Source organism: Flavobacterium sp. GW821-FHT12A05 (assembly GCF_058807735.1).
In genome coordinates this window covers 437659-450907 of sequence record NZ_JBXAQY010000007.1, presented here as the reverse complement: position 1 = coordinate 450907, position 13249 = coordinate 437659, and the positions used below count along the sequence as shown (strand labels likewise).

Below are 13249 nucleotides of genomic sequence, written 5' to 3'. Positions count from 1 at the left end.
ATTTACCTAAGAAAGAATTTGAATAAGGGGTCTGTAAGCAAGTTTACTCTTGTTTATGAAAATCGTTAAAACTCATTTTCTTTTCGAAATAAGGCTTCTCTTTTGCCGAAAGTAATTTCTTTTTCCATTGGTTTCCTTTTAGAGAAAATGAAATAGAGTCTGAGTAGCTTACAATTCCAGAATCTTCAGAATCATCATCGCCAGGCTCAAAAGAAACCGTTTTGCAATAGAACTTTTCAGGATCTTTGCCAGAAACTGGGTTGTCATTTACAAACTCAGTCCAGCTTCCCCAACCGCTATCTGACATTGAATACCATTGGTGTACAAGCTGAAGTTCATTGTTTTTTAAGTAATACAGATAATTGTCGTGTGTATAACCGCAGGCAGGATATCCCGAGGAGATTTTTATGAAAGAGGAATTTTTATCTCCAGAATCGGTTAAACCAAACGATCCATACCATTCCGTTCCTTTTTCATAATGCTTGATGGCCACATTTGAAGAAGTAACTTTTGTTTTATTCTGATAAAAATCAAGTCTGAATTTAGAAGTTACAATGCTGTCTTTATCTACTTCTTTTTCAATTAAGTTGGCCAAAATATGACTGATTTTAGCATTTTTATCGTCAGAAAGAATGATCGTGTCAATCTCTAACGGACTTTTTTCCGTTTTTTTTCCGTCGTTTTCAGCAACTTCCGGAATTTCAATCGGATTAAAATCTGCGGTTTGCGCTTTTTTCTGATCTTTTTGACAACCAGCCAAAATCAGTATGATGAAAAGGTATTTTAGTTTCATGAGGTTATTTTAGTTCCTCAAAAATATATTTTTCTTCGTATTTAATATTGAATTTGTTCAGAAAATTTAGATATTCTTCATTGAATGTTTGCTTTTTGTGATGCTCTTCTTGATTTTCGATATATTTATAAACCGCACTGATATGTGATTGACTGTATGAAAACGCTCCATAACCTTCTTGCCATTCAAATCTTGCTTTTGTCAATTTATGATCGTTTATGTATTTGGAGGATTTTGCTTTTATCGTTTTCATTAATTCAGAAATAGAAACAGTTGGTTTTAAAGCCAAAAAACAGTGAACATGATCTTCAATGCCATTGACAATTATTGTTTTACATCCGGTTTCATTAATTAAATTTCCAATAACGCTAAATAATTTTGATCTCCATTCTTTTGTAATTAAAGCTTCTCTGTGTTTTACTGCAAAAACAACTTGTATGTAGATTTGATGATAGGTGTTTGCCATAAGAATGTTTTTTGCAAAATAAATCATTCTTATGTTTGAGAAATATTTTTTTGTAATATTTAACTTTCTTTTTTTGATGATTCGTTCCTACGGAACTTAAAAAAGGGGATGACAATATTTATGATCAACGGATTAAAATCCGTTGCTACAGAATGGATCATTCCTTCGGAATTTTTTGATTTCAAATAAAAAGAGCCCTTGGCTCGACCCATATTGTAGGGCCGGATTTCAATCCGGTTATTTTGAAATGAGGAATGTTAAAAAGATCCATAGAATCGACCAATATTACACGATTGATTTTAGATTTTTTAATTTACCAAAATGTACCGTTCCTACGGAACTTCAAAAAAGGAGACAATATTTATAACCAACGGATTAAAATCCGTTGCTACAAAATGAATCATTCCTCCGGAATTTTTTGATTTCGAATATAAAAAGAGCCTTTGGCTCGACCCATATTGTAGGGCTGGATTTTAATCCAGTTTAAAAATATTAAAGGGTAGGATTTATAATCAATTGCGATGGAGAACAAACCATTTTTCAGATTTTTTTGTTTTTTAAAAAAACCAAGTCGCTACAAAAATCGCCGTAATCACACAAATAAGATCTACTAAAAGCATAGTTCCTAAAGCATAACGCGTGTTTTTGATATTAACCGAACCAAAATAAACCGCAATTACATAAAAAGTACTTTCGGCACTGCATTGAAAAATGCTGCTCAATCTTGCTGTTAAGGAATCGGCACCAAAAGTATTCATCGAATCAATAAGAAATCCGCGTGATCCTGCAGAACTAAATGGACGAAGCATTGCAACCGGTAAAGCATTGGTAATTTCTTTGCTTACACCCATGTTTGAGAAAACAAAAGCAATGGCATCACTGATAATTTCAAATAAACCGCTGTTTCTGAATAGAGAAATCGCAACCAGCATTCCCAATACATAAGGGAAAATAGTAACTCCAGTTTTAACACCATTATTGGCACCAACCACAAAAGTGTCGAAAACTGTGGTATTAGCATCGCTGAATTTCTTTTCATTTTTGAAAGAGAAAATCAAGGTAAAAGCAATAATTGCAATTAATATCAATCCGGAAAGATTAGAAGTAAAATAATTTTTTCCAATTAAATCCAAGTGATTTACATACATCAGTAAACCAACAATAGCAGCGATTAATCCTATTAAGGCGATTAAAAGAGAAGCACTTTTAAAATTGATTTTCTGTTTTACTCCAACAATTAAAAAAGCAGCAATCGTACCAATGAAAGAAGTAATAATACAAGGCAGCATAACATCGGCCGGATTACTTGCGTTGGCTGCAGCGCGGTATCCGATAATTGAAGTTGCGATTAGCGTTAACCCCGAAGCATGAAGACACATGAACATAATTTGTGCGTCACTGGCTTTGTCTTTATCGGGATTTATTTCCTGTAAACTTTCCATGGCTTTAAGTCCAAATGGCGTTGCAGCCGAATCTAATCCCAAGAAATTAGCAGCAAAGTTTAAAGTCATGTAGGATATCGACGGGTGGTTTTTAGGAATACTCGGAAACACCTTTACAAATACCGGACTCAATAATTTAGCTAAATTTCCAGATGCTCCGGAAACGATTAAAAGCTCCATTAATCCACAGAAAAAAGCCAAGTAGGCAATAAGCGGCAGAATTAAATCGACCAGAGTGCTTTTACAAGTTGGAAATAAACCATCAGATTTTTGAAGTCCGCTGTAAATTTTTACGGTTTTGTTTTTGTAAACGTAGATTGTGTCGGCATTAAGCGTATCACGATTGATGATCATCGTTTGATCTGGCGCCTTTTTAATGCTGTCTTTGATGAAAACAGGAAGCTGATCAATGTATTTTTCAGATACTAAAACAGGATCGTCTTTTTTTCCATTCAATACAGAATCAATAGTGTAAGTGTTGGCTGTAAATAAACTGACAACAATAAAGAAAATTGAAGAAATAAAAATGACTAACCAGAATCTGCTTAATACCATAATGCTAATTTTTTTTGTAAATGTAATTATTTAGAGATAAAATGCATAAGATTTTATTTTGCGAAAGCATTATTCAATTATGATTTTGGTTCCGAGATAATTTTCAAAAGCCTTAAGACCATCAAACAGAATTTCTTTTTTCGAAGTCTCCGGTTCATTAAAAAATTGCGTTTCTATTGCGGCATGATCTTTTTTAATGGTTCTTTTCCAGGTTCCAATTACCTTTCCGTTTTCCATAATTATGGGTTTAAAAATGCCATTATTGGTAAAAGTCTTAGGCTGATGTACCGATAAAATAGAAGCTTCTCTGGTTTTATAGGCAATTAAAATTTCATCAAAAGCAGGAAGAAAATGTACGCTTTCGCGGAAGTTATTTTCGTTATATTCTTGATTTACATAGTGATAGGTCTGATTCTCAATCTCGATTGAATTCAATTGCAACTCAATTGCATTAATGATATTCTTGCAAGTTGTAGGCGAAAAACCGGACCACCACGAAAAATCGAGTAACGTTGCAGGACCGTGACTTTCAAAATAACGTTTGGTCAGTTTTGCTAAACCTTCTTCTTTCGTTAATTTGGTTTTTGGCTTTTTAACCCGTTCTTCAAGTAAGGCATAAGTAATTTGTCTGCCTTTCATTTTTCCGTTACAAACCAAACCGTCCAATTCTGCGTGCATCATAATTGCGGCTGCCAGAAAATCTTCTTTAGAAGTTTTTTTGATGCCGAGTTCCTGCATAATCTCATCTCGGGTTAAATGATTGTTTCCAACTAATAGCTTTTCAATCGTATTGAGAGTCTGATCTAATTTTTTGATATCAAAACCATATTTTTTAACTGCAGAAATCGTCATTTTTTGTACTTGAGGACCAGAAACATCCAACATCCAGTAAATATCATCAGCCGAAACAAAATGCCAGGTTGGTCTTAAAATATGAGTTCGAATGATTTGTGCCGAGTTTACAGCTTCTTCAATTTCTTTTTCAGATGCATCACATCGAGAACCAATTGCCCATTTTGCCATAGCATAATCCTGCGCCTGCATAGCACCTAAATGACGTACTATTTCCTGAGGCGTAGTGGGACTTGTTTTGTATAATTTTTGTGAAACAAGTCGGTAATGTGAAATTTCCTGATATGTCATTCTATTAAATGTTTAAACCATATAAGTGATATAAGTTCATAGCAAAGAAACTTAGTATCTTAGCAACTCAGAACCTTAGCCTCTAAAAAAAACTATACATGAATAATTTCATCTTCAATCAGCAAATCTTCCCGGCGTAAACGAAGGAAAATCTGAGCAACAGCGATCGTATCTTTTTCACAATACGTTATAATTCGGTCGATATCTTTTTCAACATAAAAAACATGCGCTACCTGACTTCCGTCAATATCGCCTTTTGGCGATGGAACACCGAGAATCTTAGTCAAAAGTTTCAAAGAAGTGAAATGCTTATAATCGCCAAACTTCCACAATTCTAAAGTATCTAAATGGGCAATTTCCCAGGGTTTTTTGCCAAATAAGTTTAGTTTATCCGGAATGGCAATTTGGTTGATGATCATTCGGCGAGCCAAAAACGGAATATCAAATTCCTTGGCATTATGGCCGCATAAAAGATGCTGAGGCTGATTAAAATGATTGTTCAGCAGATTATTAAAGTCTTTCAGTATCTTTTTCTCCTCTCCAAAAAAAGAAGTCACTCTAAAATTACGAACGTCGCCTTTAATCGTAAAATAACCAACCGAAATACAGATTATCTTTCCAAACTCGGCCCAAATTCCGGCTCGGTCGTAGAATTCTTCGGGAGTGAAATCGTCTTTTCTCTGGTATTGTGTTTTTAAATCCCAAAGTGTCTGCATTTCTGCATCAAGCGCATTGAAGTTCTCTTCTTCCGGAACGGTTTCTATATCAAGAAAGAGAATGTTGTTGAGGTTTATTTTTTCAATCATAATCATTTATGGTGGTTTTGCCACGAATTTCACAGATTACACTAATTCTCTGCCGTTATAAATATACACAAATTTGATTTTTAATCTATTTATGATTTATTAAATGAGTGAATTTTCTTAAATAAATATAAATGACAAATAAAATTAAAAGAGAAAAAATTAGCGTAATTTGTGAAATTCGTGGCGAAAAAAACTAAAATAAGCTTTGCTGCGCAGATGGGTTTTCGTGTTCCAAAAGCCATTTTTTGCGTGACAATCCTCCGGCGTAACCGGTTAAAGAACCATTCGTGCCAATAACACGATGACAAGGAACTACAATCCAAAGCGGGTTTTTACCATTTGCCGAAGCCACAGCACGAATTGCTTTTATATCACCCAGTTTTTTGGTTTGGTCCATATAGCTTACTGTTTTTCCGTACGGAATTTCCAATAAAGCTTTCCAAACCTTCTGTTGGAATTCAGTGCCTTGCGGATTTAGTTTTAAATCGAAATCGGTTCTTTTGCCTTCAAAATATTCATTTAATTGGGAAACAGCATCTTGTAAAACTTCCGGGATTGTCTCCGAAACTTCGTTTGTACCAACATCAGAAACAGAAATAACGGCAATACCATTCTCGTCTCCAATAATTTTGGTGATTCCTAGAGGTGAATTGATATAGACTGTTTCCATAGTTTAACTGCAATTTTTTAACCGCAAAGGAGCAAAGGTTTCTCGCAAAGTTCGCAAAGTTTTTTTAAACCATGTAAGTTATGTAAGTAATTTAAAGATTTTGTGTCCTGTTTTAACGATTGTCATCCTGAGCGGAGTCGAAGGCTAGTGAAAACGAAAAGGGGCTTCGACTTCGCTCAGCCTGACATTTGAAATTCTAATAATCTTCTAAATTAAACTTATAGTTTAAAATATTTTGGATTTTATCGCTTGAAATGGTCTTTTTGATATTCGATTTTTCAGAACTGAATTTTGGTGCAATCAAGTTTTGCTCTTTTGCTTTTTGAGTATAATATTCCTCTCGGGTTGGGTGAAAAGGCGCAACGGCATTCAAAACGACATTCCATTTTGACTGGCTTATGATTTCTTCAATGATGAAGATACAATCGTTTTGATGAATTAGATTTATTGGTGCATCGGGATTTTCGAGGTTTTCTTTTCCTGCTAAAAACTTAACCGGATGTCGGTCTTCACCAATTAAACCGCCAAAACGCAGAATTGTGGTTTCGAAATTGTGGTTTTTTTGGAGAATATCTTCTGCTAAAAGCAATTGTTTACCACTTTCTGTTTCAGGATTTGGATTAGTTTCTTCTGTAATACAATCATTATCGTCTCCGTAAACAGAAGTTGAACTCACAAAAAGAACTTTCTTAATCGTTGATTTTTCTATAAACGGAATTAAATTTTTGATTTTTTCTACAAAAGCTTTCTTTTCAGAATTAGGATCGGCTGATCTTAATTTTGGCGGAATGTCAATAATTAAGATTTCGCTTTCTGCTAAAAAAGAATCGATGTTTTGAGAAACTTCTTTTTCTTCAACTTCAACCAAAAACGGATTTATGCCAGCATTTTCTAAAATATAAAGTTTACTCTCAGAAGTTGTAGATCCTTTTACGGCATATTCTTTTTCTATTAATCTTTTCGCTAAAGGAAGTCCCAGCCAGCCACAGCCTAATATGCTTATTTGTTTCATTTCTTTTTTTGAGGTTCAAAGATTCAGAGTGGCAAAGGTACAAAGGTTTTGCCTCACACAAATTTCAGCAGATTCCAAAATCATTTTAATCCTTTAATCTGTGGCTATAAATTAAAAAACTTTGCGCGATTAAGCCAAGTTTAGTGTAAATCGGGCTTTGTCTTTTGCTTTGGCACCAATTCGGTTATAAAACTTAATGGCTCTTTCATTAAACTGAGGCGTTTGCCATTGAATATTAATGCAGTTATTTTGAATGGCTATTTCTTTGAGCTTATCAATTAAAACTTCTCCAATACCAAAACTGCGCGCTTCTTCTTCCAGAAACAAACAATCCATGTACATAAAAGTCTGGGCGTCCCAAGTCGAGAAATCAAAAGTGTACGATACATAGCCTACAATCGTTTCTTTTGTGGCAACTGCTAAACAAAATAGTTTTGGCTTTTCGCCGAATATAGCTTCTCTCAAACTTTCTTCTTTTCCTTCTGCAGAATAATCTGCTTTTTCAAACTCGGCATGTTTTTGGCATAAAATAACCAATTTGGGTAAATCGGCGATTTCGCAGTTTCTTATTGAATATTCCATTGCAGGTTAATTTCGTTTTGTAAAAAATTAATAAAGTGCTGAAAATAATCCGGATAAGTTTCGTTTGCTCTTGTGGCGATAAAATGTTTTCGTTTTAAGCCGTTTTTGCCCACTTTTATGGCTTTAATTGGATTATTCTTTAAATGTGGAAGCAGTGCCCATTTTGCCATCGACATAACGCCCATATCGGCCTTTACCATTTCCAAAGAAGCTTCAGTTAACGGAAGCGGTGTTACTTTTTTTGGCGTTACTTTGGCTGGAGCCAAAATAAACTGATGAATCGTAACGGTTTCCATTGGGAGAGAATGAATTATTAAATGTTCATTTACGAAATCTTCGGCAACAACATACTTTTTATTCGCCCAAGGATGATTTTCAGAAACCGCCATAACGACTTCGTCCTGAAAAAGCTCTGTATATTTTATATGATTGTCCTTAATGGTATCGCTTACAATAGCAATGTCAACGGAATTTTCTAAAAGTTTTTGAAGAGGAATATGGGTTGCTTCGGTTATTATTTTCAATTCCACATTCGGGTATAAAAGATGAAATTGTTTTAATACCGGCGGCAGCCAATGGTAACTCGAGAAACATTCAGTGCTGATTCTGATTTCGCCATATTCTCCATATACCATTTGTTTGATCTGAGTTTGTGCTTCGCTGAGTTTATTCAGAATATCATTGGCAAGTTCATAGATTTTTTCTCCCGCTTTTGTAAGCACCAGTTTTTTATTGGTTCTCAAAAAAATAGGCGTACCCAATTGATATTCTGCTTCTTTGAGCTGATGACTCAAAGCCGATTGTGTTAAATGAAGTTTGTCAATTGCTTTTGTTATGCTTCCTTCTTCAACAATTGCTTTTATCAATTTTAAATGACGTATTTCCATTTTTTGAGATTTATATACAAAGGAACAAAATTTTAGAATCGCTTTGGTATGAAAAAAACTAATGCCGTTCATTAATTCTTTTCGTTTTTCCAGCATTGATTCTTCGGTTACTTTTGAAAAAACAAAATCAATAAAACGATATTACAATGGAAGATCAAATTAAATTTTATGAGCAAAAATTAGCATTCGAAATGGATCCTTCAGATTTATTCGATGCTTTAAATAATAGTGAAAAGGTAGTGGCATTAGATGCCAGAAAAGCTTTTGGATATGAAGCTGAACATATTCCGGGTGCGATTAATATACCGCATCGCGAAATGTCTGCAGCAACAACCAAACATTTAGATAAAGATGTTTTGTATGTAACGTATTGTGACGGAATTGGGTGTAATGCCTCAACAAAAGGCGCTTTAAATATGGCCAAATTAGGATTTAAAGTAAAAGAACTAATTGGCGGGATTGAGTGGTGGAAGTTTGACGGTTATGCAACCGAGGGAACAAAAGGAGTAAAGGAGGGCTTGAAAATTGAATGCGCCTGCTAAAAACAAAAGCAGACTTTGATTAGAAAGTCTGCTTTTTTATTATTTTGAAAAATATATTTATTATGGTTTAACCACGGGCTGTAAACTGTCTTTTACAATTACGGCGCTGTCTTTAACTGGTGCCGTTTGTATTGGCGGACTTACCGGCGGGGTGTATCTTTTTATTTTCTGCTGAATTAGTACAGCATCATTTAAAACAAATGGAGTCGGCATCATCCAATCGCTTCTTGGATTTACTTTTAACAGAGGATTTGTCATTAAATCGAAAGAACTCTCGATTAAATCCATATCAAAAATAGACGATTTGTTGATGTAGAAATCCATTTCAAGCGGTTCATTACCTACAACATAATAGCATAATAAACGCATTCCCTCTCTTTCCAATCGGTTTCCTTTTTCTCCCGAAGACGAAACACCGTTTGCCTTAAAGTTGTAAAACGTCATTTTTGGATTGGCGTAAATGTCGTAACGGTTTACTTTTCGGTTTGGCGTAATTCTGATTTTTAAATATCTGTTATTGCCCACAACACTGTCTTTTAAGAAAGAAATAGTTGGTTTTGGCACATCTACAACTGGCGCAATTGCGCTGTAGGTAAAACCAGTATTATATTTGCTTGAAATAGGAAGATTGTTTAATCCAACGGCTTTTTGATTTTTCTCTCCTAAATAAGTTTTAGTCCAATCATCAAGATTTGTATCATAAGTTGCCCAAACTGCCGAATTTGTGTTGGCGTTGTAAATGTATAACAAGCTGTTTGATTTTGCTTTTCCGTGTTCGTAGCCTGAATGATATCCAGCATAAACAAAGAATCCGATAGATACGGCAAAGAAAACCATAATCCACGCTCCTTTTTTGAAGAAAGTATTAAATATTGGAAGCAATAATCCGAAAAGCAAAACGGTTAAGATCGCACTTCCGTATAATATTTTTAAGCCCAGACCAATTGGAAACATTACAATAAACGGCGCAACAATGGCTAAAGCCGGAATACTAAAAAGTAAATTCAGTCCTAAACTATAATGCTGCGTCAAAACAAAAACTCCAAATAAAAGAATCCCGAAATAAACCGGAATAATTAAAAATCCTGCTCCGGTTAAGCTGTTGGCCAAAAAGCCATTGATGATAATCCAAAGCAGCAAAGGCGCTGCATAATGGTTCATTGTTATTTTAGCATCAGAAAAATGATGGTAAAAGGCGAAACAAATTGCAATACTTAGAGTTACAAACGCGCCGATATAAGCATGACCGTTATAAGTGAATCCGTTTAGTAAATCAGAATACTGCGGATAAATTTCTAAAATGATTTTCCAGCCTAAAAAGGTTACTAAGCCGGCGACGATTACAGATCCTAAAAGGGGTACAAATCCTTTGAATATTTCTCTAAAAGAGATCATTCGCTTTGCTTTTCCAATAAAAATAAAAATGATAAGTAAGCCTAAAGCAATAATTGTCATTGGCATTACCCAGGTAAACGGATAACTAATGAAAGAGAATGGGATGTTGAAGTAAACATCATCTTCGGTTGAAGCCGTTTGGTTTAAATCGGCATTAGCGAAGTATTTTAATAAAGGCATCAAATAAGAACCTTGATGCGCCAATGTAGTTTTGTTTAAATGCTGAACGTCGTCCTGCTGTGTATGATAGTTATAATGCCCGTCGATAAAAGCGAAATTAAACCCCTGAATATTTCCCTGCTCTCTAAAAACGGTTAAATCAGTATCGTTTGGCAGCATTTTGTAAATACTGTACATTAATGAGTTTGATACCGGATAAGCTGCTTTTGCTTTTGTAAATTCCTGAACAAGCGCCTGGTTTCCTTTGTTGGTTTCCATCAGCATATAACTTGGTCCGGAACTTCCTCTGGCTTCGAAGTTTAAAACTAAACCAACGTCTTTTGCCCATGGATGTTTGTTTACAAAAAGAGCGGCGCCGTTTAGGCCTAATTCTTCGGCATCCGAAAAAAGAATAATAATATCGTTTTTCTGTGGGTGTTTGGAATATAAAAATGCTCTGATTCCTTCAAGAATCGTAGCAACTCCAGAGGCATCATCGCTTGCACCTTTTGAAAAAGAATGCGGAGCACTGTCATAATGAGAAAGAAGTAAAAGCGCCTTTGAGCTGTTTGTTCCCTTAATTCGGGCCAGAATATTTTTAGATTTTACAAGAAGTCCCTTGTCGTTAAGTGTAAAACCTTCCTGAATACTGGTTTCTAATCCAATTCTATTAAGCTCAAGTTTAAGATAATTAGCTACTAATTCGTGATTAGTAGAGCCAACATAATGTGGTTTTTGAGCTATAATTTCAACCTGATTTAATGCCCTGTCAGTAGAAAATTCGGCCAGAGCTTCGTCTGTTTTTGAAATCCATTGCGGCATCATTGTCGCATAAATGATACCTAAAATGGCGAGAATGCAGAGTATTGCCAGAATTGAGGTGGGGTTTTTTCTCATGATGAATAAATCTAAATTTCTTTTTTAACTAGCATATAATAATCATTGTCCAAAGATCTGTATCCTTGGTCATACAGGAAATAGTAGGTATTGCCTGTTTTGGTGTGCAAGATATTAGTAAAGAAATCAAAATCAAAGCCTTTGTTAATCATTTTATCTCTGGTTGCTTTTGATTTTCCATCCACATTCAGCTCAGACAAAATACGATAGTTTTTTCGTAGTTTGTTATTTACATTTCGCATGAAATTGTTACTGTCTTTGTTTATTTTGTTGTTGTAAGCATTTCGGCAATTGTCTGAACAAAACTTCTTATCTTCCCGGCCTACAAGCTTTTCGGAGCATTCAAGACATGTTCTCATCGATTACAATTTATTTATTTGATATAAATCTGTTCGTCTGTCTTTTAAAATTCGCACACTTCCATGTTCATGAAGATGTTTCAATAAATTTAAATCGACATCAACAATCAGTGTCATTTCAGTATTTGGAGTTGCTTCTGCTTTAATTCCATTACTTGGGAAAGCAAAATCAGAAGGTGTAAAAACTGAGGCCTGCGCATATTGAATATCCATATTGTTTACTTTCGGAAGATTTCCCACACAGCCCGCAATGGCGACATAACATTCGTTTTCGATCGCACGCGCCTGAGAGCAGTGTTTAACACGAGTGTAAGCATTTTGAGTATCGGTTAAAAACGGAACGAATAAAATATTCATTCCTTCATCGGCCAATAATCTCGAAAGTTCAGGAAACTCAACATCGTAACAAATTAGAATTCCAATTTTACCACAGTCTGTGTCGTAGGTTTTAAACTGAGATCCGCCTTTCATTCCCCAATGCTGCACTTCATTTGGCGTTATGTGTATTTTCGAATACATTTCTGAAGTTCCGTCTCTTTTGCATAAAAAACCAACATTGTATAAATTACCATTTTCCAGATGCGGCATACTTCCGGTAATAATGTTGATGTTGTATGAAATGGCAAACTCCTGGAAACGTTTTCTAATAGGATCTGAATGTCTTGCCAGTTCCCGAATGGCTTCGGCTTCGGATAAATGATTATAATCGGCCATTAAAGGCGCAATAAAAAGTTCCGGGAATAGCGCAAAATCGCTTCCGTAGCCGGAAACGACATCAATAAAAAATTCTGCCTGTTCAAAAAGAGCTTCAACATTATTAAGCTGACGCATCTGCCATTGAATTAAGCCTAATCGAATGATACTTTTTTCAGAATTAATCAATTTCGGACTTTCGTCGTAATAAACATTGTTCCATTCTAATAAAACGGCAAATTCTTTTGACTCTTCGTCGCCTTCAAGATAATTTTTGATGATTCTCAATACGTGAAAATCATTGCTCAACTGAAAGGAAAGAACCGGATCATGAAGTTCCTTGTCTTTGACTTTGTCAATGTAAGTTCTTGGGCTGAACTTTTTAGAATATTGATTGTAATTCGGAATTCGCCCGGCAAAAACAATAGCCTTTAAGTTTAATTGTTCGCAAAGTTCTTTTCTGGCATCATAAAGGCGTCGGCCCAAACGAAGACCGCGATAGTTCGGATGAATGAAAACATCAATTCCGTATAAAATTTCGCCGTCTGGATTATGGGTCGAGAAAGTATAATCGCCCACAATTTGTCTGTAATTGTGTCTTTTGTCTACCAGTTTTTCATCGACAATAAGCGATAATGCCGAGCCGACAACGACGCCGTCGACTAAGATTACCAATTGTCCTTCGGGAAATATAGAAAGTAATTTTTTTATATCATTTGATCTCCAATAAGAGTTGGCCATTTCCGGATAAGATTCTACCATTGAATTTTTCAATTGTTTGTAATCTTCAAACGCAAGGTTTCGTAACTCTACTTTTTTAATTTCTGTCTGCATATATGTACGATTTA

The 13249-nt window shown here is 35.1% G+C and carries 13 protein-coding genes; 1 reads left to right on the top strand and 12 read right to left on the bottom strand.

Translation table 11 applies throughout. The features are described from left to right. Window positions 1–43 precede the first annotated feature (43 nt). From AC1RRQ_RS18395 to AC1RRQ_RS18355, 9 genes are all read right to left on the bottom strand, one after another. The gene (locus tag AC1RRQ_RS18395; RefSeq protein WP_493024477.1) at window positions 44–793 is read right to left on the bottom strand and encodes a hypothetical protein; all 750 of its coding nucleotides are present in this window, start codon (window positions 791–793) and stop codon (window positions 44–46) included. A gap of 4 nt (window positions 794–797) precedes the next feature. Next, entirely contained in the window at window positions 798–1259 is a 462-nt protein-coding gene (gene tnpA, locus AC1RRQ_RS18390) for an IS200/IS605 family transposase (protein ID WP_493024476.1), read from the bottom strand. A 557-nt stretch (window positions 1260–1816) separates the two neighbouring features. After that, window positions 1817–3256, bottom strand: a complete 1440-nt coding sequence (locus AC1RRQ_RS18385) for a nucleoside recognition domain-containing protein (protein WP_493024475.1) — start codon at window positions 3254–3256, stop codon at window positions 1817–1819. A 69-nt stretch (window positions 3257–3325) separates the two neighbouring features. Further along, the gene (locus AC1RRQ_RS18380) at window positions 3326–4399 is read right to left on the bottom strand and encodes a winged helix DNA-binding domain-containing protein (protein WP_493024474.1); all 1074 of its coding nucleotides are present in this window, start codon (window positions 4397–4399) and stop codon (window positions 3326–3328) included. 92 nt (window positions 4400–4491) lie between these two features. Then, window positions 4492–5205: a 3'-5' exonuclease gene (locus AC1RRQ_RS18375; protein ID WP_493024473.1), complete on the bottom strand. Its 714-nt coding sequence runs from the start codon at window positions 5203–5205 to the stop codon at window positions 4492–4494. 193 nt (window positions 5206–5398) lie between these two features. Beyond that, window positions 5399–5875, bottom strand: a complete 477-nt coding sequence (locus AC1RRQ_RS18370) for a methylated-DNA--[protein]-cysteine S-methyltransferase (protein ID WP_493024472.1) — start codon at window positions 5873–5875, stop codon at window positions 5399–5401. Between the two features lie 196 nt (window positions 5876–6071). Continuing rightward, entirely contained in the window at window positions 6072–6887 is an 816-nt protein-coding gene (locus tag AC1RRQ_RS18365) for an SDR family oxidoreductase (protein WP_493024471.1), read from the bottom strand. A gap of 129 nt (window positions 6888–7016) precedes the next feature. Continuing rightward, on the bottom strand, window positions 7017–7469 hold the full coding sequence (locus tag AC1RRQ_RS18360) for a GNAT family N-acetyltransferase (RefSeq protein ID WP_493024470.1): 453 nt from the start codon (window positions 7467–7469) through the stop codon (window positions 7017–7019). Then, entirely contained in the window at window positions 7454–8356 is a 903-nt protein-coding gene (locus AC1RRQ_RS18355) for a LysR family transcriptional regulator (RefSeq protein WP_493024469.1), read from the bottom strand. The genes AC1RRQ_RS18360 and AC1RRQ_RS18355 overlap by 16 nt, the downstream gene beginning before the upstream one ends. A 146-nt stretch (window positions 8357–8502) precedes the next feature. Between AC1RRQ_RS18355 and AC1RRQ_RS18350 the strand changes: the two genes are divergently transcribed. After that, window positions 8503–8898 (top strand): rhodanese-like domain-containing protein, encoded by a 396-nt coding sequence (locus AC1RRQ_RS18350; protein ID WP_493024468.1) that lies wholly within the window; start codon window positions 8503–8505, stop codon window positions 8896–8898. A 60-nt stretch (window positions 8899–8958) separates the two neighbouring features. Here the strand turns inward: AC1RRQ_RS18350 and AC1RRQ_RS18345 are convergent, their stop codons facing one another. The 3 genes from AC1RRQ_RS18345 to AC1RRQ_RS18335 are packed head-to-tail and all read right to left on the bottom strand — an operon-like array spanning window position 8959 to window position 13235. Continuing rightward, window positions 8959–11349 carry a M28 family peptidase gene (locus AC1RRQ_RS18345; protein WP_493024467.1) on the bottom strand — a complete coding sequence of 797 codons (2391 nt, stop codon included), beginning with the start codon at window positions 11347–11349 and terminating at the stop codon, window positions 8959–8961. 11 nt (window positions 11350–11360) lie between these two features. Then, window positions 11361–11708, bottom strand: coding sequence for a hypothetical protein (locus AC1RRQ_RS18340; protein WP_493024466.1), 348 nt, complete (start codon window positions 11706–11708; stop codon window positions 11361–11363). Between the two features lie 3 nt (window positions 11709–11711). Then, on the bottom strand, window positions 11712–13235 hold the full coding sequence (locus tag AC1RRQ_RS18335) for a carbon-nitrogen hydrolase family protein (protein WP_493024465.1): 1524 nt from the start codon (window positions 13233–13235) through the stop codon (window positions 11712–11714). Window positions 13236–13249 lie beyond the last annotated feature (14 nt).